22 protein-coding genes are annotated in these 21632 nt (G+C 62.4%); 2 read left to right on the top strand and 20 right to left on the bottom strand.

All coding sequences use genetic code 11. The features are described from left to right. Window positions 1-18: 18 nt before the first annotated feature. Both GO499_RS17385 and GO499_RS17380 read right to left on the bottom strand, forming a co-directional pair. Entirely contained in the window at window positions 19-630 is a 612-nt protein-coding gene (locus GO499_RS17385; protein ID WP_161863373.1) for a hypothetical protein, read from the bottom strand. After that, window positions 631-1473 carry a MipA/OmpV family protein gene (locus tag GO499_RS17380; RefSeq protein ID WP_161863372.1) on the bottom strand — a complete coding sequence of 281 codons (843 nt, stop codon included), beginning with the start codon at window positions 1471-1473 and terminating at the stop codon, window positions 631-633. 165 nt (window positions 1474-1638) lie between these two features. On the opposite strand from GO499_RS17380, the gene GO499_RS17375 reads away from it, so the two are divergent. Further along, entirely contained in the window at window positions 1639-1947 is a 309-nt protein-coding gene (locus tag GO499_RS17375; RefSeq protein ID WP_161863371.1) for a hypothetical protein, read from the top strand. Window positions 1948-1952: 5 nt separating this feature from the next. Here the strand turns inward: GO499_RS17375 and ureC are convergent, their stop codons facing one another. Then, on the bottom strand, window positions 1953-3662 hold the full coding sequence (gene ureC, locus GO499_RS17370; RefSeq protein ID WP_161863370.1) for an urease subunit alpha: 1710 nt from the start codon (window positions 3660-3662) through the stop codon (window positions 1953-1955). Between the two features lie 168 nt (window positions 3663-3830). Here ureC and GO499_RS17365 point away from each other — a divergent pair, with 168 nt between their 5' ends. Next, window positions 3831-4667, top strand: a complete 837-nt coding sequence (locus GO499_RS17365; protein WP_161863369.1) for a cytochrome c — start codon at window positions 3831-3833, stop codon at window positions 4665-4667. Window positions 4668-4688: 21 nt separating this feature from the next. Here GO499_RS17365 and GO499_RS17360 read toward each other — a convergent pair whose 3' ends face one another. The 17 genes from GO499_RS17360 to motA all read right to left on the bottom strand — a co-directional run bounded on the left by GO499_RS17360 (window position 4689) and on the right by motA (window position 21482). Then, the gene (locus GO499_RS17360) at window positions 4689-5207 is read right to left on the bottom strand and encodes a GNAT family N-acetyltransferase (protein WP_161863368.1); all 519 of its coding nucleotides are present in this window, start codon (window positions 5205-5207) and stop codon (window positions 4689-4691) included. Next, entirely contained in the window at window positions 5204-5509 is a 306-nt protein-coding gene (locus GO499_RS17355; RefSeq protein WP_161863367.1) for an antifreeze protein, read from the bottom strand. Before GO499_RS17355 ends, GO499_RS17360 begins: the two co-directional genes overlap by 4 nt. Continuing rightward, window positions 5509-6327: a cyclase family protein gene (locus GO499_RS17350; RefSeq protein WP_161863366.1), complete on the bottom strand. Its 819-nt coding sequence runs from the start codon at window positions 6325-6327 to the stop codon at window positions 5509-5511. Before GO499_RS17350 ends, GO499_RS17355 begins: the two co-directional genes overlap by 1 nt. 24 nt (window positions 6328-6351) lie before the next feature. Beyond that, on the bottom strand, window positions 6352-6657 hold the full coding sequence (locus GO499_RS17345; protein ID WP_161863365.1) for an urease subunit beta: 306 nt from the start codon (window positions 6655-6657) through the stop codon (window positions 6352-6354). A 118-nt stretch (window positions 6658-6775) separates the two neighbouring features. Beyond that, the gene (locus tag GO499_RS17340; protein ID WP_161863364.1) at window positions 6776-7078 is read right to left on the bottom strand and encodes an urease subunit gamma; all 303 of its coding nucleotides are present in this window, start codon (window positions 7076-7078) and stop codon (window positions 6776-6778) included. A gap of 9 nt (window positions 7079-7087) precedes the next feature. After that, window positions 7088-7897, bottom strand: a complete 810-nt coding sequence (locus tag GO499_RS17335; protein ID WP_161863363.1) for an urease accessory protein UreD — start codon at window positions 7895-7897, stop codon at window positions 7088-7090. Beyond that, window positions 7872-8567: an urea ABC transporter ATP-binding subunit UrtE gene (gene urtE, locus GO499_RS17330; RefSeq protein ID WP_161863362.1), complete on the bottom strand. Its 696-nt coding sequence runs from the start codon at window positions 8565-8567 to the stop codon at window positions 7872-7874. Before urtE ends, GO499_RS17335 begins: the two co-directional genes overlap by 26 nt. A gap of 3 nt (window positions 8568-8570) precedes the next feature. Next, the gene (gene urtD, locus GO499_RS17325; RefSeq protein ID WP_161863361.1) at window positions 8571-9308 is read right to left on the bottom strand and encodes an urea ABC transporter ATP-binding protein UrtD; all 738 of its coding nucleotides are present in this window, start codon (window positions 9306-9308) and stop codon (window positions 8571-8573) included. After that, window positions 9305-10405: an urea ABC transporter permease subunit UrtC gene (urtC, locus tag GO499_RS17320; RefSeq protein ID WP_161863360.1), complete on the bottom strand. Its 1101-nt coding sequence runs from the start codon at window positions 10403-10405 to the stop codon at window positions 9305-9307. Before urtC ends, urtD begins: the two co-directional genes overlap by 4 nt. Before the next feature lie 124 nt (window positions 10406-10529). After that, window positions 10530-12119 (bottom strand): urea ABC transporter permease subunit UrtB, encoded by a 1590-nt coding sequence (gene urtB / locus GO499_RS17315; protein WP_161863359.1) that lies wholly within the window; start codon window positions 12117-12119, stop codon window positions 10530-10532. A 57-nt stretch (window positions 12120-12176) separates the two neighbouring features. Continuing rightward, window positions 12177-13460, bottom strand: coding sequence for an urea ABC transporter substrate-binding protein (gene urtA, locus GO499_RS17310; RefSeq protein ID WP_161863358.1), 1284 nt, complete (start codon window positions 13458-13460; stop codon window positions 12177-12179). A gap of 292 nt (window positions 13461-13752) precedes the next feature. Beyond that, a complete protein-coding gene (locus GO499_RS17305) occupies window positions 13753-14481 on the bottom strand; it encodes an Ntn hydrolase family protein (protein ID WP_161863357.1) in 729 nt (242 codons plus the stop codon). Window positions 14482-14514: 33 nt separating this feature from the next. Beyond that, the gene (locus GO499_RS17300; RefSeq protein WP_161863356.1) at window positions 14515-15324 is read right to left on the bottom strand and encodes a transglutaminase family protein; all 810 of its coding nucleotides are present in this window, start codon (window positions 15322-15324) and stop codon (window positions 14515-14517) included. Then, the gene (locus tag GO499_RS17295; RefSeq protein ID WP_161863355.1) at window positions 15324-16259 is read right to left on the bottom strand and encodes an alpha-E domain-containing protein; all 936 of its coding nucleotides are present in this window, start codon (window positions 16257-16259) and stop codon (window positions 15324-15326) included. The genes GO499_RS17300 and GO499_RS17295 overlap by 1 nt, the downstream gene beginning before the upstream one ends. 9 nt (window positions 16260-16268) lie before the next feature. Further along, the gene (locus GO499_RS17290) at window positions 16269-17600 is read right to left on the bottom strand and encodes a circularly permuted type 2 ATP-grasp protein (protein ID WP_431309905.1); all 1332 of its coding nucleotides are present in this window, start codon (window positions 17598-17600) and stop codon (window positions 16269-16271) included. A gap of 412 nt (window positions 17601-18012) precedes the next feature. Next, window positions 18013-20616: a chromosomal replication initiator protein DnaA gene (locus GO499_RS17285; protein ID WP_161863353.1), complete on the bottom strand. Its 2604-nt coding sequence runs from the start codon at window positions 20614-20616 to the stop codon at window positions 18013-18015. Further along, entirely contained in the window at window positions 20613-21482 is an 870-nt protein-coding gene (gene motA, locus GO499_RS17280; protein ID WP_161863352.1) for a flagellar motor stator protein MotA, read from the bottom strand. The genes GO499_RS17285 and motA overlap by 4 nt, the downstream gene beginning before the upstream one ends. Window positions 21483-21632: the final 150 nt, after the last annotated feature.

The raw sequence follows: 21632 nt of genomic DNA, 5'->3' as shown, positions 1-21632 counted from the left end.
AAAAAGAAGGGGCAGACGTCAGGGGCCGTTCGGGCGTTCCGTCGAAATTTCGATGCTGCGATAGGGCGTGAAACTGAAACCGCCCGGAATGTCATAGTAACCGGTGGCGACGGCGATGCCGAGATCGGTAAGGTAGTTCTGCACGAAGATGAACGAGCCCTCGTCACGTCGCAGGGTCGTATGTGCGACCGGGATGGCGCGATAGTTGCAGGCGCCGATCGCAACGTCGCGAGCGGTGCCCGACGAGAACGTGTAGTTCTCGGTCACCGGATCACTGCCGTCTGCGAAGGTGACGATCAGGCGCGTTTGCCAGAGGGCGTTCTCGCCGATCTCGGCAGTTCCGGGATCGCGGCTATAGCCGTATGCTTCCTGTGTATCTTCTACCGGTGCGTCATCGACCACGTCAGCGTACGAGCGGATGAACAGGCCACGGGCGACGGTGTAGCGATAGGCCTCGCCGGTCTCGAAAAATTCCGTCTGCTCGACAATCAGATCGCCTTCACGGGTAAAGCGGGTGAAGGCGCCATCATTGTCGGTGACGTATATGCCGCCATCAAGATCGCCCGCGACCGGGCAGGCCGCACAGAGGGGTGCGGGCAAGAGGACTACCGCGGCGAAAAGGCGAAACATCTAGCGGACCACCTTGCGCCTGCTCTCGAACAGGGTGACGCTGCCACCGAAGAAGACATAGCCGTTGAGATCCTCCTCGTAGAGCGGGCTGTCGGTGTTGGCGGCACCAGCGTAGTAGCCGAGGCCGAGCCCGCCGAAGAGGCGGAAACGGTCGGACAGCGGCAGGGAGACGCCAAGGCTGGCCTCGGTGCCCAGATAGCCGCCTTCGGCATCATAGGCAGGGCGGCCGGGGGCTGCGAAGCCCGGCGCGACCTCATAGAAGTAGTCGTGCAGACGCTCGGTGGCGAAGATCGGGCCGATGGACGCGCGGATGCGGGAGCCTTCGCCCAGGAGATCGAGGACTTCGTACCTTACAGCCGGTTCGAGTACGAGGCCTTCGTAGCCAATACCCTCATCAAGGTCGGCCGAGAAGACGGCGCGGCCCTGAAGGGCGAAATCAAGTTTTCCGCTGATGCTACCAGTATTGAAGGTCGGGCCATGCAGGATGAATTCGGGCCCGAGTTCGAAGAGGTAGCCGAGATCGGGCATGCCCTCACGCAATTCGTTGTCGTCGCTGTTGGCGGCGAAGGATGCATCCAGCGAGATGCCTATCTCGTAGCGTGGATTGTCCACTGGCACGAGGCGCGCGGCGGCGGAACCGCCGAGGCGGATGAACTCACCCCTGTACTGGATGTTGGGATAGGCCAGACCATTCAGCCGATAGTTGCCCGAAGCCGGGTAATCCGGGGCATAGAGACCGAAGGCGCCGGTTCGAATTTCCCATAGTGGCAATGAGTCTTCCTGCGCGGCGGCCGGGGCGGCGAGGGCAAGAATTGCGAGACAGAGATTTGCTAGGCGGAGCAAGGAGAACCTCCCGTAAAAGTTGTTCGAATTAGAACGGAAGGGGTGGCGCGTGGCCAGCGCCAAAGCGTTTTTGATAGTGTTGATGTTGCGGGTTTGCACCGGCACGCAGAGCTTTACTTTCCGTTAACCAGTTCTTCCTACGTTCCGGGGCAGAGGAGGTTTTCCATGATTAAAAATTGCCACCCCATTGATGAGTTGGGAGAAATCCGGAAACAGATTGGCAGATTGAAGGCGCGGGAACGGGAAATATGCGACAGGATCATTTCCGAATACGGGTCCGGTTGCCATGGCGAGCGCTACAGCGTGACGCTGCACCGCCGCCACAGTCGCAGGCTCGACGAACGACTGCTCCCTCCGGAGATTCGCGACGACACCCGGTATTACGCCCTACATGAGGTTGTCTCGGTCAGGACTCACCAGACGCTGGGACCGGATGTGACAGTGCCGGAAGTGGCCGTGGCCGAGGGGTTGTAGGCTGCTCAGAACATGAAATAGCGCTGCGCCATTGCCAGTTCCTTCGCCGGTTCACAGGTGAGCAATTCGCCGTTGGCCCGAACTTCATAGGTTTCCGGGTTGACGTCGATTTCCGGGGTCGCATCGTTCAGCACCATCGACGCCTTGGAGATGGCGCGGGTATTTTCCACCGCCACCGTCTGTTTGCGCAGGCCGAGGCTGCTGCCGATACCTTCGGCCGCTGCGGCTGCGGAGACGAAGGAGACGGAACTCGCCTCCTGACTTCGGCCGAAGGCGCCGAACATTGGGCGGGTGTAGACGGGCTGTGGCGTCGGAATGGAGGCGTTGGGGTCGCCCATCTGGGCGCAGGCGATGGTGCCGCCTACCAGCACCATTTCAGGCTTCACACCGAAGAAGGCCGGTGACCAGAGCACGAGGTCGGCGCGTTTGCCTTCCTCGATGCTGCCGATGTGTTGGCTCATGCCATGGGTGATCGCGGGATTGATGGTGTACTTCGCGATGTAACGGCGGACACGGAAATTGTCGTTCTCACCGGTTTCTTCAGCGAGGCGACCGCGCTGTTTCTTCATCTTGTCGGCGGTCTGCCAAGTGCGGATCAGCACCTCGCCGATGCGGCCCATCGCCTGGCTGTCGGACGCGATGATCGAGAAGGCGCCCATGTCGTGCAGGATATCCTCGGCGGCGATGGTTTCCTTGCGGATGCGGGATTCCGCAAAGGCGACATCCTCTGGGATCGACTTGTCGAGGTGGTGGCAGACCATGAGCATGTCGAGATGCTCTTCCAACGTGTTCACGGTGTAGGGGCGCGTGGGGTTGGTGGAGGAGGGGATCACGAAGCTTTCGCCGCAGACCTTGATGATGTCGGGCGCGTGGCCCCCGCCCGCGCCTTCGGTGTGAAAAGCGTGGATGGTACGGCCTTTCATGGCGGCGACGGTGTTTTCCACGAAGCCGCTCTCGTTCAGCGTATCGGTGTGAATCATCACCTGCACATCCATGTCGTCGGCCACCGAAAGGCAGCAGTCGATGGCGCCGGGGGTGGTGCCCCAATCCTCGTGCAGCTTGAGCGCGCAGGCGCCCGCCTTGACCATTTCGACAAGCGCGCCGGGCTGGGAGGCGTTGCCCTTGCCGGACAGGCCGAAGTTGATCGGGAAGGCATCGAGCGATTGCAGCATCCGACCGATGTGCCACGGGCCTGGCGTGCAGGTGGTGGCGAGCGTGCCGTGCGCGGGGCCGGTACCGCCGCCCAGAAGCGTGGTGACGCCTGAGTGGAGCGCATCGTCGATCTGCTGTGGGCAGATGAAGTGGATATGGGAATCGAAGCCGCCGGCGGTAAGGATGCGGCCCTCGCCCGCAATGGCTTCGGTGCCCGGCCCGATGACGATATCAACGCCGGGCTGTGTGTCGGGGTTGCCCGCCTTGCCGATCTTGTGGATGCGGCCGTCGCGCAGCCCGACATCGGCCTTGTAGATGCCGGTGTGATCGACGATGAGCGCGTTGGTGATCACGGTGTCAACCGCACCCTCCGCCCGCGTGGCCTGGCTCTGGCCCATGCCGTCGCGGATGACCTTGCCGCCACCGAATTTCACCTCTTCGCCATAGGTGGTCAGGTCCCGCTCCACCTCGATGATAAGATCCGTATCCGCAAGTCGCAGACGGTCGCCGGTGGTGGGGCCGTACATGTCGGCATAGGCGGCGCGGGGGATGCTCGTGGGCATGGGTTCAGACTCCTCTGACGGTGGAGAAACGGGGGACAACGCCCTCATTTGAAGGCTTCGAATACGGCTTTCGGGCCCCAGTGGGCCGGAGCGACTCTTTGACAGAATGTCGCAGCGGGCGTAGCTTCAGCATAGATCACACAAGGCCCTGGGGAGGTGCTTTCCATCATGCGTAGCGTTGTTTTTCTGGCGGCAGCCAGCTTTTTCGCCGTGCCTGCCGTAGCCGAGCCCGACCTCGGGCGCGGTGAATATCTTGTGCGCGGGATCATGGGGTGTGGCAACTGCCATACGCCCATGGGCCCGGATGGATTTATCATGGATCAGGAGATGGGCGGCAGGCTGGTGGAAGATAACGATGCCTTCACCGCTTATGCGCCGAACATCACACCCGCCAGCCGGATTGCGGAGTGGAGCGATGCGGAGCTTGCCCGTGCGATCCGCGAAGGCATCCGGCCCGACGGCAGCCTGATCGGACCGCCGATGCCGTTCGCGATGTATCGCAGCCTGTCGGATGACGATCTTGCCTCCGTTGTCGCATTTCTGCGGACAGTGCCCGCTGTTGACATGGAGGTTCCACCCTCCGAGTACCGCATCCCGCTGCCACCTGCCTACGGCCCGCCCGTCGAGGGCGTGGCCACCGTACCGGCAGGCGTGACTGTGGAATACGGGGAATACCTCGCCGGGCCGTTGGCACATTGCATGGAGTGCCATACGCCAATGGGGCCGCAGGGGCCGATGCTGGAGACGGACCTCGGGCGCGGTGGGTTCGAGTTTCACGGGCCATGGGGCACTTCCGTTGCGTCGAACCTGACCAGCCACGAGGACGGACTGGCGGACTACACAGATGCCGAGATTGCGGACATGATCGTGAAGGGCGTGCGCCCCGATGGCAGCCCAATGGCGCCGCCGATGCCATATGGCTACCTGTCGCAGATGAGCGCCGACGATCTTGCGGCGATCATCCTCTATCTGAGGAGCCTGCCACCGCTGGCGGATGGGGGGTGATGTGAAGGCCGATGCAGACATTCAGAGCCTTTGCCTGAGAGAGACGATGTCCGGATCCATTTTTACCCACTCGGGTGGATCCCAATCCTGCTCGAAACCGAGCTTGCGGTAGAGCGGCACGGCCTCGACGGTTTCGTCCACCGCGTCGAGGCGCATCTCGGAGTAGCCGAGCATGCGGGCCTCCGCCATCAGGCGCAGGCACAAAGCGCGGGCGACGCCATTGCCGCGCTCCTCGGGGGTGACGTACATACGGTTGAGTTCGCACAGGCCCGGCCCCTCAGGGCGCAGCATGACGATGCCGGCGGCGGTGCCATCCAGCCGCGCCAATAGGCATTCGCCGGCGGGCGGGTTGAAGTACGTGGCGAAGTCACGAAGCTTGCCGGCCACGTCCTGCAGGGCGATGTAGTTGTCGATCATCGCCTTCTTGGCGGGGTATCGCGTGACAATGTAGTCGAAGAACGCCCATGTCAGGCGTGTGACATCGGCGATGTCCTCGGCCGTGCGGACGGTTGTGAGGGTAAGTTCGCGCACGGCGATCATTTCAGCCCTCGGCGGGCGAGGCGCTTGCGGTTGGCGCTCGCCGTCTTCGCCACCGGCCGGAGTGCGGCGGTGGCGATCTGGGTCGAGGACTGGCCCTTGGAAGCGCTGCCCGCCGCGGCGAACCACGCGCGGGTGAAGGCGGCCTGTTTCTCGGTGATCATGCGCATGTTTTCGGACGGCAGGACGGACCAGATACCCGCCATGCCGGCGAGGCGCATGGCGATGACGGCCTGCGCCTCGCCCATCATCTTCGCCTGTGCGACGCCGAGGCGGAAGAAATCGAAGGGCGTTCCGTTGCGCATCACGACAACGCGAAGATGCGGGCGGGACCGCCGGTGCCGCGCCTGTGCTTCGGCGCGCCGACCATGAGCGTGGCGCCGGTGGCTGGCATGGCGTCGAGGCCCGCGAGGCATTCGATGCCGTAGCGGCCCGCCGGCAGCCAGAGGTAGTGCGTTGCGAAATCGGCCGAAATGCCGTGGTCGAGCGACAGCGTGTCGACTGCGATGGCGGCGGCGGTGGTTTCGTCCAGCAGCATCTGCGCGGCTTCTGGGTGGAAGCCGGGGAAGTGCATGGCGCCGCTGTCGTCGGCGTTGCGGAAGCCGTCGGTGCCGACCTTCTCGGCCCAGCCAGACAGCATGGCGACGCAGGCCCTTTCCGGGATCGCGCCGTTGGCCTCGATCCAGGCTTTCAGATCGTCGGGGGTTACCTGCGCATCCGGGTCGGCGGCGGCCTTTTCGCGGATATCGACGACGGCAAGCGGCACGACCAGATCGGCAACGGGGAGTTGATCGACGCTTGCGCCATCGGCGGAGAAGTGCAGCGGCGCGTCGATATGGGTGCCGGTATGCTCGTCTATCGAGAGGACATAGAGGTTGTAACCATCTGAACCGATGTCATATTTCTTGTCGTAAGTGATGCCGGGCGCACCGGAGAAGGTTGGAAAACTCTCGTCATAGGCATGGGTCATGTCCGCCACGCCGCCGTGCCCGGCGGCGAGCGCGGGCGGGGCGGCGACGGTGGCCAGCGCCGCGGCGGCCGTGGCGGCGGCACTGCCGCGGAAGAGATCGCGGCGGCTCAGCATCCGGTCGCGGACGGCATTCATCACGCAGGCATCACACATGTCAGTCTCTCCTGTTGCTGAGGGTCAGAGGTCGCCCATGACCTTCTGGTTGAAGCCGAAGACCCGGCGCGCGCCGCCATAGGGCACCAGCGGCACGTCGCGCGACTGGCCCGGCTCAAACCGGATAGCGGTGCCGGCGGCGATGTCGAGGCGCATGCCATGGGCGGCGGTACGGTCAAAGTCTAGGGCCGGGTTCGTCTCCGCGAAATGGTAGTGGGAGCCGACCTGCACCGGGCGGTCGCCGGTGTTGGCGACGGTGAGAGTGATCTGGTCGGCGCCTTCGTTCAGCGTGATATCGCCCGCGGCGGGCATCAGTTCTCCGGGGATCATGCGTGTCTCCTGTTGCTGGCGTCGGATGCCTCCGGCGGGGATATTTGAGGAAATATGAGAGGCTGGAAACGGTATGGTTTTCGGGCGGGTTCGGTATTGCGAATGTTTCGGTCGGGCTTCAGCGAATAGGCGCGTGGACAGTGACGAGCTTGGTGCCGTCGGGGAAGGTCGCCTCTACCTGCACATCGTGAATCATCTCGGCGATTCCGTCCATGCACTGCTCGGCCGTGATGACATGCGCACCGGCTTCCATAAGCTCGGCGACGGAGCGGCCGTCGCGCGCGCCCTCGACAACATAATCGGTGATGAGCGCGATGGCCTCGGGGTGGTTCAGCTTGACGCCGCGCTCCAGCCGTCCGCGGGCGACCATCGCGGCGAGGGAGACAAGCAGCTTGTCCTTTTCACGGGGGGTGAGGTTCATGGGGCCTCCTTACAAGTGCCAGACGCGCGGCAGCGGTGCGGCGCGGAAACGGGTGAGAAACTGGGCGATTGCGGGTTTCAGCATCGCGGGTGCGCCGAGAAAGCGGCAGACAAGCCGGCCGCCCCAGGCGGAGGCGGCGGCGCCTTCCGGCAGGAGGGCGCGGGCCTCCTCCAGCCTGTTCTCCGCATCCGGAGCGAGATAGACGAGGGTTGCCAGCGCGCGGTGGCCGTTGAGCGTGGCCGCGCCTTGCAGTGCCGCCATCTCGGGGCCGAGGCGCAGGGCTTCGGCATGGGCGAGGCGGCCATCGCGGGTGATGCGCCATGTCTCCGTCAGGCTGGCCTGCGCGAGGGTTTCGCCCATCGCCTCGCGGCCGAGAACCACCGTTTCCAGCAGAAGGGCGGTGGCGTCTTCGGCCATCTCGACCGTGAGCGTGCGGGCCAGCGCGGCGCCCTCGAAGAGGATGGTTTCCTGCGGTAGCCAGTGGAGGCTGGCGCCCGCGCCGATGCGCAAATGCGTGTCGATCCGGGCTGTGCCGTGGCTCGCGCGGTAGATCCGCTCTGCCGCCTGGGTGGTGACGGTGGCGCTGGCCCCTGCCCCAACCTCGGCCCCGTAGGTCAGCCTGTCGCCGCCGGTGATGCCGCCGGAGGTGTTGATGATTACGGCTTCCGGCGGGGCTCCATAAGTCTGGGGCAGGAGGATCTTGGCGCAGCCGGACTGATGGAGATCAGCCAGTTTCGTGCGGCCATTCGCCGCCCGCCAGCCGACGAAGCCCCGTCCCCGGGCGCGCTGAAGATCAGACTGTAAGCCAGCGTCGAACATCTTCCTCGTTCATGTCTTCGCGGCGGCCCGTGAGTACCACCTCGCCCCTGTCCATCACAGCGTAGGTGTCGCAGAGGTCGCGGGCAAACTCAAAATACTGCTCGACGAGGATGATGGCGATGTCGCCCTGCTCGCGCAGGAAGTCGATGGCGCGGCCGATATCCTTGATGATCGAGGGCTGGATGCCTTCGGTCGGCTCGTCGAGCACTAAGAGCTTGGGCCGCGTCACCATCGCCCGGCCGATGGCGAGCTGCTGCTGCTGGCCACCGGAGAGATCGCCGCCGCGACGGCGGAGCATGTCGCGCAGCACCGGGAAGAGGTTGAACACGTCGTCGGGGATCCGGCGCTCTGTGCGCGGCAGGGTGGCAAAGCCGGTTTCGAGGTTTTCGCGCACCGTCAGCAGCGGGAACACCTCGCGGCCCTGCGGCACCGAGGCGATGCCGGCCTGTGCCCGGCGGTCGGACCGCAGGCGCGAGATATCGGCGCCCTGCCACTCGATGGAGCCGCCGCTGATCGGGTGGCGGCCGGTGATGGCGCGCATCAGCGAAGTCTTGCCCACGCCGTTGCGGCCGAGCACGGCGGTCACCTCGCCGGGTTTCGCGGTGAGCGAAACGGTCTTCAGGGCCTGCGCGGCGCCGTAATGAAGGTTGAGATTGGAAATGTTCAGCATGGTCTATCGGCCCAGATACACTTCGATCACTTCCGGATTGGCGGAGACATGATCGAGGTTGCCTTCGGCCAGCACGTGGCCCTGATGCAGCACGGTGACCTTGCAGTCGAGCGCGCGGACGAACTCCATATCGTGTTCCACCACGATCACGGTGTGCTGGCCCGCGATATCCTTCAGCAGGTCGGCGGTGCGCATGGTTTCGGCATCGGTCATGCCGGCGGCGGGTTCATCCACCAGCAGAAGCTCCGGGTCCTGCGCCAGCAGCATGCCGATTTCCAGCCATTGCTTCTGGCCATGAGAAAGGTCGGCGGCGAGGCGGGCGCGTTCGGGCTCCAGCTTCACCAGTTCCAGCAGTTCGGTGATCTTGGTGGCGTCCGCCGCGGTTTGGCGGTGGAACAGCGTGGCGAAGACGGAGCGATCATCCTTCAGCGCCAGCGCGATGTTGTCTTCCACCGTCAGCGTCTCGAACACGGTGGGTTTCTGGAACTTGCGGCCGATGCCGAGCCGGGCGGAGCCGGCCTCGTCGATGCGGGTGAGGTCGACCTTTTCGTTCCAGAACACCTCGCCCGAGTCGGGGCGCGTCTTGCCGGTGATAATGTCCATCATCGTGGTCTTGCCGGCACCGTTGGGGCCGATGATCGCACGCAGCTCGCCCTTGTCGACCGTGAGCGAGAGGTTGTTGATCGCCTTGAAGCCGTCGAAGGAGCGGTTGACGCCATCGAGATAAATCTGGCTGGTCATGCCTCGGCCTCCTGCGGTACGGGTTGCGGCTTGGCCGCGGGCTTGAGGTTCTCGATCACGCCGAGCACGCCCTTCGGCATGAAGATGGTGACGAAGACGAAGAGCGCGCCGAGTGCGAAGAGCCAGATTTCCGGCAGCCAGCCCGTCAGCAGCGTCTTGGCCAGCGCCACGAGGATCGCACCGATGGCGGCCCCCACCAGCGTGCCGCGCCCGCCGAGCGCCACCCAGATGACGATTTCGATGGAGTTGGCGGGCGAAAATTCGCCGGGGTTGATGATGCCGACCTGCGGGGTGTAGAGCGCGCCCGCCACACCGGCCATCATGGCGGAGACGACGAAGACGAACAGCTTGTACTCCTCCACCCGGTAGCCGATGAAACGGGTGCGGCTTTCGGCATCGCGGATCGCGACGAGGATCTTGCCGAGCTTAGAGGAGGTGATCGCCTTGGAGATCAGCAGCCCGGCGGCGAGGGCGATCGCCGTGAGGATGAACAGCCCCGCGCGCGTGGTGTCCGATTGCAGGTTGAAGCCGAGCACGTCCTTGAAGTCGGTCAGCCCGTTGTTGCCGCCCAGGCCCATTTCGTTGCGGAAGAAGGCGAGCATCAGGGCGTAGGTCAGCGCTTGGGTAATGATCGAGAGGTAGACGCCGGTAACGCGGGAGCGGAAGGCGAACCAGCCGAAGACGAAGGCCAGAAGGCCCGGCACCAGCAGCACCATCAGGCAGGCGAAAAGGAAACTGTCGAACCCGTACCAGAACCACGGCAGTTCCTGGTAGTTCAGGAACACCATGAAGTCGGGCAGCAGCGGGTTGGCATAGACGCCGCGGTCGCCGATCTCGCGCATCAGGTGCATGCCCATCGCGTAACCGCCGAGCGCGAAGAATGCGCCGTGGCCGAGCGAGAGGATGCCGCAATAGCCCCACACGAGATCGAGCGCGACGGCGAGCAGGGCATAGCAGAGGTACTTGCCGAGCAGCGAGACGACATAGGATGGCACCGGCTGGCCCGCCAGCACGAGGTTGCCGACGGGGATCGCCACCGTCAGCACGAAAAGGCCGGCGAGGAAGATCCCCATCCGCTTGTCGATTAGACCCAACATGCGCGCCCCTTCATTTTTCCAAAAATATCCCGGGGATCGTCATTGGTGTGCCATTGATCCGAGGACCAATGACAACGATGGGCCGGCCCCTCGTTTTGAAATGCCTCAAACGGCGCGACCGAGGTCATGCTTCCACCGCCCGTCCGCGCACCGCGAAGAGCCCACGCGGCCGCTTCTGGATGAAGAGGATGATCGCCACCAGCACGAGAATCTTCGCCAGCACCGCGCCGGTGTAGGGTTCGAGGAACTTGTTGGCGATGCCGAGGCTGAACGCCCCCGCCAGTGCGCCCCAGAGGTTGCCCGCGCCGCCGAAGACCACGACCATGAAGCTGTCGACGATGTAGGACTGGCCGAGGTTGGGGGAGACGTTGTCGATCTGAGAGAGCGCCACGCCCGCCAGCCCGGCGATGCCGGCGCCGAGGCCGAAGGTCATCGCGTCCACCCAGCCGGTGCGGATGCCCATGTTCGCGGCCATCGCCCGGTTCTGCGTCACCGCCCGCATCTGCAGGCCGAGCGGCGTGCGCTTCAGCACCAGCAGCAGGCCGAAGAAGACGATGAGCGCGAAGACGAGGATCCAGAGGCGGTTGTAGGTGATGGTGAGCTGGCCGACCTCGAACGCGCCGGACATCCATTGCGGGTTGCCGACCTCGCGGTTGTTCGGGCCGAAGATCGAACGCACGGTCTGCTGGAGGATGAGAGAGATACCCCATGTCGCCAGCAGTGTTTCCAGCGGGCGGCCGTAGAGGAAGCGGACCACTCCACGCTCGATACCGACGCCGACACCGCCGGCCACGAGGAAGGCGAGGGGGGCGGCGATGGCAAGCGAATAGCCGAAGAGTTCGGGTGCGGAATTGCGGATGATTTCCTGCACGAAGAAGGTGGTATAGGCACCAAGCATCACCAGTTCGCCATGCGCCATGTTGATGACCCCCATCACGCCGAAGGTGATGGCAAGGCCGATGGCCGCGAGCAAGAGGACGGAGCCGAGCGAGAGGCCGTACCAGACGTTCTGGCCAACGGTCCAGAATTGCTGGGCGCGCTCGATGGCGGTGACAGCCTTGGTGGCGGCATCGCCCAGTTCGTCATCTGCCATCAGCGGCGTAAGAACGGAGAGTGCGTCCTGATCGCCTTTGGTGCGCATGAGGGCGATGGCCTCGATCTTCGCCTCCGTCGGCTCATCGGAGACAAGAGTCACCGCTGCGATGGCGCTGTCGAGGGCACTGGCGACGCCGGGATTTTCCTCGGCCTCGCGGGCGGCACGAAGGGCTTCGAGCTGCTCCGGATCCGCGGCCTTGAAGGCGGCATTGGCGGCCTCAAGGCGTTTGAAGGGGTTGGCATCCCGCAGCGTGAGAATGCCGAGCGCCGCGCGGATAGAGCGGCGCAGGCTGTTGTTGACGCGCACCTTGGAGCCGTCTCGCCGGCCAATTTCGCCGATGCGTTCACCTGTGACGGCATCGAAGGCAATTGTGTCCTTGTTTTCCTTGGTGACGCGCACAAGGCGGCCGTCTGCCTTCAGTGTCTGCAAGTCGCCTTCGGCGAGGGCCTCCAACAATGGCACCGCTGCAGGGTCACCCGTCGCGGCGATATCGGCGATGACGGCAGCGCGATCATCGTAATCCCCTTCGGGCAGTTGCGCCGCCAGTTCGGAAAATGACTGGGCGCTGGCAATGGATGCGCAGAAGGCAAAGCACAGGATGAGAGCGCGGAAGAGCATAGGTATCCCCTGAATGGGCGCGCGGATGATCCCGCGCGCCCGTATGATCGGATCAGATCAGTTCGTGGACCCGCCGCACTGGCCGGTTTCGGTATTGAAGTTTCCGCAAGACATCGGCGCGCGCCAGTCGGAGATCAGCACCGCGGACTCGGGCAGGTAGTCGGACCATTCGTCACCGACAACCAGACCGGAGGTTTCCCAAACGATGTCGAACTGGCCGTCATCCTGGATCTCGCCAACCAGCACCGGCTTGGTGATGTGGTGGTTCGGCATCATCGCGGAATAGCCGCCCGAGAGGTTCGGCACGGAGATCCCCACGATGGCGTCGATCACGGCATCCGCATCCGTGGTGCCGGCCTTTTCGACCGCTTCGACCCACATATTGAAGCCGATGTAGTGGGCTTCCATCGGGTCGTTGGTCACGCGGTCCTCATCGCCGATGAAGGCCTGCCATGCTTCGATGAACTCATCATTGGCATCGCTTTCGACGCTCATGAAGTAGTTCCACGCGGCGAGGTGGCCGACCAGCGGTTCGGTGTCGAGACCTGCGAGTTCCTCCTCACCCACGGAAAAGGCGACGACGGGGATATCCTCGGCGGAGATACCCTGGTTGCCGAGTTCCTTGTAGAACGGCACGTTGGCATCGCCGTTGATGGTGGAGACAACGGCCGTCTTCTTGCCGGCGGAGCCGAAAGTCTTGATGTCGGAGACGATGGTCTGCCAGTCGGAATGGCCGAAGGGCGTGTAGTTGATCATGATGTCTTCTTCAGCGACACCGAGCCCCTTGAGATAGGCTTCAAGGATCTTGTTGGTGGTGCGCGGATACACGTAGTCGGTGCCGGCCAGAACCCAGCGCTCGACGCCCTCGTTCTCCATCAGGTAGTCGACGGCGGGAATGGCCTGCTGGTTGGGGGCGGCGCCGGTGTAGAAGACATTGCGCTGGCTTTCCTCACCCTCGTACTGGACGGGGTAGAAGAGCAGCGAGTTGAGTTCCTCGAAGACCGGCAGGACTGACTTGCGGGAGACGGATGTCCAGCAGCCAAAGACGGCAGCGACGCCTTCACCTTCGATCAGTTCGCGGGCCTTTTCGGCAAACAGGGGCCAGTCGGACGCCGGATCGACAACGACTGCTTCCAGCATCTGGCCGTTTACGCCGCCCTTCTTGTTCTGCTCTTCGATGAGCATCAGCATGGCGTCCTTTAGCGTGGTTTCGGAAATTGCCATCGTGCCGGAGAGTGAGTGCAAGATACCGACTTTGATGGTTTCCTGAGCGAGCGCGGATGTGCCGCTGAGCATGGCGGCAAGGCCGAGCCCTGCGATCATGGATTTCTTGAATGACATTTACTGTATCCCTGATTTGCGCTGCGCTTGCCGGTCCGGGCCTTGACCAATTGGCCCGACACCACTGACTGCGGCGCAGCTTGTTGTTGCGATTTAATGAGAACCCCCCGGCCCTCAAGCACGGGATAGCCGCTCCATCGGCCACGTTGTGCATCGCCATTTCCGGCAGTGGAGGCGCGGGAGGCAAAGAAATCGCGCAGGCAGGCATCGCAATTCCGCCGCGTTGCGGAATTTTTAGCCAATTGCTCAGGGTGGTGCTGTTTATTTAATCTTCACGCCAGCGTCGGCGAGGTCAGATATCAATGGCGGTGAACCCATTGCGCAAGGCCTGGCTCCAAGCTTCCGACATGGCGTTGAAGACTTCGTCACCGGCTTCGATGCGGACGGATTCGTCGATCCGGCACGTATCCTTGTGGATCACGGTCAGGTCGAGGGGCATGCCGACGGAGAGATTCGACCGCAGGGTCGAGTCCATCGACAGAAGCACGGCCTTTTTCGCATCCGATAGTGTCGTCTCCATCGTTACGACGCGGTCGAGAATCGGCTTGCCGTACTTGTGTTCGCCAATCTGAAGATAAGGGGTATCTTCCGTGGCCTCGATGAAATTGCCTTCAGGGTAAAGGAGGAAAAGCCGCATCGCCCCACCCTTGCGCTGGCCTGCCACAAGCATGGTGGCAGATGCCGCCTGACCCATGCGGGACATCTTCTGGCTGATGTCCGTCGAGACCTGACTCAGCGTTTCACCAACGATTTCCGCCACTTCGAGCATGGTATCTGCGCGAAGAATCGAACGGTCCTTGCCCTCGCCTTCCGGCGTTTCTATTGCATGGCGCAGTCGGGCAATCGTCGTTTGGGTGACGGACAGACTGCCTGCCGTCAGGATCGCGATGGCGCGCTCGCCCGGTTCCTCGAACAGGAACGTCTTGCGGTAGCTAGATATATTGTCGATGCCCGCGTTGGTGCGGGTGTCGGAGAGGAGAACAATACCTTCATTGAGAAGGAGGCCTACACAGTATGTCATCGGGGGCTCTGAAATCAGAAAATACGCGCCAAGCTACTGCTGCGCTGCGGCAACCGCAACAGTGACTTCAAGCTCCGCCTCAGAAAGACCATGGGTGACGCCACGGATCGGGGCGGCATGGTTGGCATCGAGGCCGGAACCCAGACGGACATAGTTTTCATCCGGACAACACGCATTGGCGGCATCGAAGCCGATCCAGCCAAAACCATCGACATGGATTTCCGCCCATGCGTGGCCAGCCTCGTGCTGTTTGCCATCCGCGGTGGCATAGAGGTAGCCGGAGACGTAGCGGGCCGGTAGATCAAGCGTCCGGGCGGCAGCAATGAGGGCGTGGGCGTGATCCTGGCAGACACCTTGCCCCTGATCCAGCGCCTCGGCGGCACTCGTGTGCGAATAGGTGACACCCGGCGTGTAGGTGATTGCCTCGGAAATGGCCGTAGAAAGCGCGTGTGCCGTGTCCAGTTGACTTCCCGTTCCTGATACAGATCTGGCAAGTTCGGCAATGGCGTTGTCGGCCTTTGTCAGGGTAGTGGCCCGCAGGTAGGCCAGCGGCGGCACCCGTTCGACGTGGTTGCGCAACACTCCGCTGAGGTCGGTCGTGATGACTTCGCCGGTGACGCTGATGGCGATCTCGTCGACGGGACCCTGCAAGGTCATGGTGCGCACCTGATCGCCGGCCGAGTCCGTGAAATACTGGCCGAAGATGGCACCCTCGACGGCAACGTCCCAAGCGACGACGGATTGCCCTTCGAAATTGCTGGCGTAAAGACGATGGCTTTGTACCACGTAACGAATTGGTTCCTCGAAGCGGTACTTTGACTGGTGTTCTATCTTGAGATGCATCAGTTCGATCCGAACAGGTAGCCGTCCGCCACGGACTGGCCGAGAATGGCGTTTTCGGCGATGAACTCGCCAAGAAATTCGTGAAGACCATCGGCGATGACGTCATCGACGCGGGCCTCCGCGAGGCGGGCAAGACGGGCATTTGCCTGCGTTTGCGCGCGTGTGGACTGGCCATACGCTCGGGCGAGACGGTTGAGGTGATAGGACGCTTCTTCCACGCAATGAAGCAGCGAACGCGGGTTGGTCTTGTTGAGAATGAGGAAGTGCGCGATCTTGTTAGGGCTGTAGTCGCCGCCGTAGGTCCAGTGGAAGGATCGCAATGCCGAAAGCGAGCGCAGGAGCGTGATCCACTGGTAGTTGTCGACACTGCCGCCAACGCGCTGGGTCGTCGGCAGCAGCACGTAGTATTTCACATCGAGCAGACGGGCCGTGTTGTCTGCCCGTTCCAGATAGTAGCCGAGATTCATGAAGTCGTAGCCATCATGCTGCAATTGTGTGCTCTCGATACTTCCGCGGACGGAGGCTGCGCGTTTCTTCGTCCAGTCACACAATTCTGGCAGGTTGCCCGGGCGCAGTTGCTTGAACTCCTGGAATGTGGAGTTCAAGGCATCCCATACCTCGCTGGTCACGGCGGTGCGGACGATGCGGGCGTTGTCCCGCGCACGTGCGATGCAACTGGCTATGGATGACGGATTCTCGGAATCGAACATCAGGTAGTGTTCGACGGATTTCTCATCGGCCACGCCATGGGCCTCGGCGAAGGCCCCCTCGTCGCCAGATGCAGCGATGATCGATTCCCAATCGCTGCGATTGCCCTCGCCAGTCGAGGGCATGAGTGCGATGCGGTAACCCACCTCCAGAAGGCGCGCCATGGTTTCGGCGCGCTCCATGTATCGGGTGACCCAGAACAGGTTTTCAGCCGTGCGGCTCAGCATGGTGCCTCCTCAATCGGCTATGACCCAGGTGTCCTTTACGCCACCACCCTGGCTCGAGTTGACGACAAGCGACCCCTCGCGCAGGGCGACACGTGTCAGCCCACCTGGGACGAGCGTAACCTGTTTGCCGACAAGGCAATAGGGCCGCAGATCCACATGGCGCGGGGCTAGCCCCTGATCCACGAAAGTCGGGCATGTGGACAGGCTGAGCGTCGGTTGGGCGATGAATTCGGCCGGGTTGGCCTTGATCCGCTCCGCGTAGGCGGCGATCTGCTCCTTCGTGGAGGCTGGGCCGACCAGCATTCCGTAGCCGCCGGAACCGTGAACTTCCTTCACAACCAGTTCTGGCAGATGGGCGAGAACATACTTGAGATCCTCCGGAATGCCGCACCGCCATGTCGGCACATTTTTCAGGATCGGTTCCTCGCCGAGGTAGAAACGGATCATGTCGGGGACGTAGGTGTAGATCGCCTTGTCATCTGCGACCCCCGCACCGGGGGCAGAGCAGATGGAGACGCCGCCGGTTAGATAAACGTTCATCAGGCCGGGAATGCCAAGCATGCTGTCGGGCCGGAAGTGCAGCGGGTCGAGGAAGGGGTCGTCTATGCGTCGATAGATGACGTCGACGCGCTGCGGGCCACGGGTCGTGCGCATGAACAGCAAGTCGCCCTCAACGAACAGATCCTGACCCTCGACCAGTTCCACGCCCATCTGGTCGGCCAGGAAAGAGTGCTCATAGTAGGCGGAGTTCATGGATCCGGGGGTGAGAACGACTATGTTGGGATCGCCAGTACATTTCTGCGGCGCGACGGATGCCAGCGTGCGGCGCAACTGGTCAGGATAATCCTCCACCGGTGCGACTCGCATGGTGCGGAAGAGATCGGGGAACATGCGCATCATGATCTCGCGATTTTCCAACATGTAAGATACGCCGGAGGGCGTACGGCAGTTGTCCTCCAGAACGAAGAATTCGTCGGCGGAGGTGCGCACGAGATCTATGCCGACGATATGGCTGAAAACACCTTCGGGTGGGTTGAAGCCAACGACGGAAGGTTCGAAAGCCGCGTTACGGAACACGAGTTCAGCGGGGATTCGGCCGGCACGAACGATTTCGGCACGGTGGTAGACATCGCGCAGAAAGCAGTTCAGCGCCTCGGCCCGTTGTTTGACACCACGCTCCAGCCGCGACCACTCGTAAGATGTGAACAGGCGCGGAACGAGATCAAACGGGATTAGCCGCTCCGTGTCTCCACCTTCGCCATAGACGGCGAAAGTGATGCCGATGCGACGGAACATAGCCTCGGCCTCGGCCTTCTTGAGTTCGAGGTCTTCCGGCCCCATTTTTTCCGACCATTCGGCCAGAACCTTGTAGGTGTCGCGGATATCCTTTCCGCTGAACATTTCATTGAAGACTGTGATGATGCCACCTCTTGCTTCACTTGAACCGAGTGTAGGCAGGATTCTAGTGCAGGTAAAAGGCTGAAACTTCGGAAGAATGATGGAACATGGCGAAAAGTGGTGCCTACCGCACCAGTTTCGGACAGTTCTGCCCGAAATCCGAACACAGCAAAAATCCGCCCGATTGTTTCATCGGGGAATTTTCGTCCATGGCCACGGCGTAGTTTGGCAACTGCAGGCCTGTTGGCATGCTTTGGAAGCGATGCGCAGGGATCGCGGATCCTCCGCCTGCCGCCAAACTGGCTGTCGCCTTCAGTCCCCGGAAATGCAGATGAACCGATGGCTCGGGAAGTCGTCAGGGAAGCGTTGGCAAAACGGTTTCGGCGCTATTCAGAGCTTCACGCAGCATTGAGGATTCCCGAAGCTGCCGTTGCATCTTTGCCAAGGTCAGCAAGGCATCGGCGGCATCGGACTCTGACGTGGGAACGGTCGCAGCGGCAGCGTCGTCGGTATAGAACAGGGCCGCGGACAGGGGCGCCAGTGCCTGATCAAGGCCGATCTCGGAGACGCCGGCGCCATCGCGGGTCAGGAGGGCCAGTGTATTGCGATCACGGTCCTCCTCGGGCAACGGCTCGAGAGAGGCATATGCGCTTTCGAGGGCACCAAGCTGGAGGTATGCGTCGGCGCGCAAGCGGGCTGCTGCCTGGTCTGAAACACCATCGAGTACTGACAATGCATCAGCGGCGCGTCCGGTATCGATAAGCGCCTCGGCATGGAGGAGCCGATCGGCTTTTCGGGGCAACACCGGCTCCGCTTCGAGAAGGTCGAGCGCAGCGTTGGGAAGCGACATGTCCATCAATTTGCGCACGAGCGCATTGCGCAGAGCGAGACTTTCTGCGCCACCGTCCAGCATGTCAGCATTGGCGAGGACGAGCGAGAGATATTCACTTGGTCGCATCATCTCCTCGTCAAGAAAGTGCAAGCCATCGCGGCCGATTTGCCGCAGTTCCTCTGCCTGATCCGGATTGGCATCGACGATAGCCCGCAACCGCTTGAATCCGCGGTCGGGATGCCGCGACAGAAATTCCAGACGGGCAAGCGTAAGGTCAATATCCGTCGCGGACGCGGTTCCACGATATTGGCGGCGCAGGCTTTCGAAATCGGCGATCAGTTCTTCTGACACGGTGTTACCGCTCTCGATATGCGACCGGGCACGGAGCATCATGACGTTCAGACGCTCCGCCTCCGCGCCGGCCTCCGTGGGGCTGAGATCCAGGTTGGCAACAGCCTTTGCAGCTTGGCCCAATTCGGCAGTGACCTGGGCCCGGACGACTTTCTCGCTAGCGCTCTGCTCTCCAGGTGTGCGGTCGAGGATACGTGTGATGAGTTCGGCATGTTCAGCACCGTCGTTGGCGAGGGCATGGCGGATAATCTCCGCTCCGGCGAGACGGCGGAGGCCGGCGGGCAGTTCGGCAAAGGCACCTATGATGGCCTCCGTCCTGTCTTCTCCGGGCTCAAGATGCTCCAACCCGGCCACGGCCCTCCAGAGAGTGAAGCGACCATGGCAATCTGCCCCCTTGGCGAGTACACCATCATCCGTATGTGGGCGGCCTTCGATGATGCGGGCGATTTCCATCAGCAGGTCTGCTTCCTCTGCCGAAGGGCTCGGCAGCAGACGGGTGACGTACTCGGCCTCCCGCCCGAACCCGAGGCTGATGTAGAAGCGGGCGAGGTCACGAACGACGGCCGCATCCAGCGTTCCGTAGTCGGAAACCATCAGTCGACGCAGACGACCGATTTCTTCGGACACAGCGGTTTCCGCCTGCCAGCTCCGGACATCGAGTACTGCGTCGTTCGGGCAGGCGCGGGCGGCAGCGCGCTGCCGATTCTCCTCCGCGACATCCTGGATTGGTGTACGGATCTCCATCTGGTCATCCGGGTTGACGGGAGCACCCGCGGATCCCGTCGGGGGGGTAGGCACCATTTCCGGCTGTGGGTTTCGCTTCGCACTGCTTTCCGCTGGTTCGGTCGCCACTTTTTCAGCTTTCGCATGGCCTGGGCCGGGTGGCGCCAAAGCACTTTTCTGTTTTTCTCTTTCCGAAGGTTCGGCTTTCACCTGAGGCAAGTCCTGGTCGGAGATGGGCGAGCCATCCTGATTGGCTGGCATCATCTCGAGGTCTGCGTGAGCCTCTTCTCGGGTGGTCACATTCGGCGTTGTGGGTACGAAGAACTCCGGCGCCGGAGGATCGGCAAGGTCGAGTAATCCCTCTTCAGCCGCGCGGTTCAACTGTGTGACCAGACTTTCCCGCGCCGCTTCAAGCGCGGCGATCTGGGGCGAATCTGTTATCGGCTCTGCCATGTCCTGATCATCCGACCGACCGGAAGGCCGAGCTGGTACCAGTTCATCTTTCGCTGGTGCCGATGTTGTATCGGGGCGTTCCATGGAGGAGTCAGCAGGCTCGGCCGCCATTTGCGCAGGACGGGCAGATGGGTCTTCCTTCTCGAGCGGCTCCGTGGCCGCTTCCGAAACCTTCGTTCCGGCGTTCCCTGACAGCAAGCGTCGTGTGGAAGGAGCCGCAGTCTCCTTCGCGGCGCGGCGAACATCGATGGCGATGAAGCGATTTCCCAAGCGAGAAATTTCCACATCACATGAGCAGGCAAGTGTAATGTCGAGCGCAGAGCCGAGAACGGCGTCCCGCCCCTCAACCGCGACGATGCGGGTGCGCGGCATCCTGTCGAAGATCGCACCAAGAGCAAAACCGGCGCGTATTCCGGGGAAACTCACGGTGGCGGTTCGTCCCTCCCGAACCAGCGCCCAGCTGCTGCCCGAGGGTACGGTGACGAGGAGACGCGAATACTCTGGATGTTCGGCCGAGCGGACGAGCATGGTGTCCTGGGCATGGGCAACGGTCGAGAAGAGAAATGTAAGCCAGGCGAAGAGCCATAAAACAAGTCTCATGCCGCCTCCTTCTTTCCGCTGCGCAGGGCTTCTTCCAACTGGTTGAAGCTGGGGCGGCGATCGTGCGGTGTGTTCTGCCGGCCCACCTCGACACAGATGTTTGGCGGATGTTTGTGGAGATTCGCGACCAGCACCTCGCGAATGAGGCTGTAGAAATGCTGGTCTTCGGCAACGACAGCCGCCACGCGAGCGGAGAACGGACCGACCAGACCGTAGGCGAGGAAGACACCCAGAAAGGTGCCAACGAGAGCGCCGCCGATCATCTTGCCCAGCACTTCCGGCGGCTGGTCGATGGAAGCCATCGTCTTGATCACACCGAGCACGGCCGCGACGATGCCCAGCGCCGGCAATCCGTCGGCAATCGCCTGAAGGGCATGGGAGGAGTGTTCCGCATGATGTTGTTGTGCTTCCATCCGCTTATCGAGCAATTCTTCGACCTGATGGGGATCGTCGTAGTTCATCGACGCGGAACGGAAGGTGTCACAGATCAGGTCTATGGCCTCATGATCCGCGAGGATGCGCGGAAACTCCGCGAAGATGTCACTCTCCCCGGGGGTTTCTATATGCCCTTCCAGTTCCAGCGGGTTCTGGCGGGCAATACGGATCAGACGGAAGAGGAGTACGAGAAGATCCTCGTAGTCCTGGGCCTTCCAGGCCGGACCTTTGAAGACCTTGCCAATATCCTTCATCGTCTGCTTCGCGCTGTGGGAGTCATTGGAGATCACGAAAGCGCCGAGCGCCGCACCGCCGATCATGATCATTTCGAACGGCAGACTGGCGAGAATGATGCCGATCTTGCCCCCGGCGATGATGTAGCCGCCGAAGACCATGACGAACACGATGCCAATACCCAGAAATCCAAACATCTCGTTCGTTCACCTCAGATGAGACCGGTTGTTCCAATTCAGCGTTTCTCGCGTGGCTCCCTGCATCACGGGCGAGAGAGACGGGCGCAGCGAGCCGTTTGCACGCGGAGTTGCCTACGGATTAGCGGGAGAGCTCTTAACATTTCTCGA

It is taken from the genome of Algicella marina, assembly GCF_009931615.1.
Lineage (GTDB): Bacteria > Pseudomonadota > Alphaproteobacteria > Rhodobacterales > Rhodobacteraceae > Algicella > Algicella marina.
This window is presented reverse-complemented; position numbering and strand designations above follow the sequence as displayed.

Bases quoted from the DNA above. Each gene is read 5' to 3' on its own strand.
- GO499_RS17385 (WP_161863373.1), bottom strand. From the start codon at position 630: ATGTTTCGCCTTTTCGCCGCGGTAGTCCTCTTGCCCGCACCCCTCTGT.
- GO499_RS17285 (WP_161863353.1), bottom strand. From the start codon at position 20,616: ATGAGACTTGTTTTATGGCTCTTCGCCTGGCTTACATTTCTCTTCTCG.
- urtB (WP_161863359.1), bottom strand. From the start codon at position 12,119: ATGCTCTTCCGCGCTCTCATCCTGTGCTTTGCCTTCTGCGCATCCATT.
- GO499_RS17360 (WP_161863368.1), bottom strand. From the start codon at position 5,207: ATGATCGCCGTGCGCGAACTTACCCTCACAACCGTCCGCACGGCCGAG.
- GO499_RS17300 (WP_161863356.1), bottom strand. From the start codon at position 15,324: ATGCATCTCAAGATAGAACACCAGTCAAAGTACCGCTTCGAGGAACCA.
- GO499_RS17340 (WP_161863364.1), bottom strand. From the start codon at position 7,078: ATGAACCTCACCCCCCGTGAAAAGGACAAGCTGCTTGTCTCCCTCGCC.
- GO499_RS17345 (WP_161863365.1), bottom strand. From the start codon at position 6,657: ATGATCCCCGGAGAACTGATGCCCGCCGCGGGCGATATCACGCTGAAC.
- urtD (WP_161863361.1), bottom strand. From the start codon at position 9,308: ATGACCAGCCAGATTTATCTCGATGGCGTCAACCGCTCCTTCGACGGC.
- GO499_RS17295 (WP_161863355.1), bottom strand. From the start codon at position 16,259: ATGCTGAGCCGCACGGCTGAAAACCTGTTCTGGGTCACCCGATACATG.
- GO499_RS17355 (WP_161863367.1), bottom strand. From the start codon at position 5,509: ATGCGCAACGGAACGCCCTTCGATTTCTTCCGCCTCGGCGTCGCACAG.
- GO499_RS17290 (WP_431309905.1), bottom strand. From the start codon at position 17,600: ATGGGGCCGGAAGACCTCGAACTCAAGAAGGCCGAGGCCGAGGCTATG.
- ureC (WP_161863370.1), bottom strand. From the start codon at position 3,662: ATGCCCACGAGCATCCCCCGCGCCGCCTATGCCGACATGTACGGCCCC.
- GO499_RS17375 (WP_161863371.1), top strand. From the start codon at position 1,639: ATGATTAAAAATTGCCACCCCATTGATGAGTTGGGAGAAATCCGGAAA.
- GO499_RS17350 (WP_161863366.1), bottom strand. From the start codon at position 6,327: ATGTGTGATGCCTGCGTGATGAATGCCGTCCGCGACCGGATGCTGAGC.
- urtC (WP_161863360.1), bottom strand. From the start codon at position 10,405: ATGTTGGGTCTAATCGACAAGCGGATGGGGATCTTCCTCGCCGGCCTT.
- urtA (WP_161863358.1), bottom strand. From the start codon at position 13,460: ATGTCATTCAAGAAATCCATGATCGCAGGGCTCGGCCTTGCCGCCATG.
- urtE (WP_161863362.1), bottom strand. From the start codon at position 8,567: ATGCTGAACATTTCCAATCTCAACCTTCATTACGGCGCCGCGCAGGCC.
- GO499_RS17365 (WP_161863369.1), top strand. From the start codon at position 3,831: ATGCGTAGCGTTGTTTTTCTGGCGGCAGCCAGCTTTTTCGCCGTGCCT.
- GO499_RS17305 (WP_161863357.1), bottom strand. From the start codon at position 14,481: ATGACATACTGTGTAGGCCTCCTTCTCAATGAAGGTATTGTTCTCCTC.
- GO499_RS17335 (WP_161863363.1), bottom strand. From the start codon at position 7,897: ATGTTCGACGCTGGCTTACAGTCTGATCTTCAGCGCGCCCGGGGACGG.
- motA (WP_161863352.1), bottom strand. From the start codon at position 21,482: ATGTTTGGATTTCTGGGTATTGGCATCGTGTTCGTCATGGTCTTCGGC.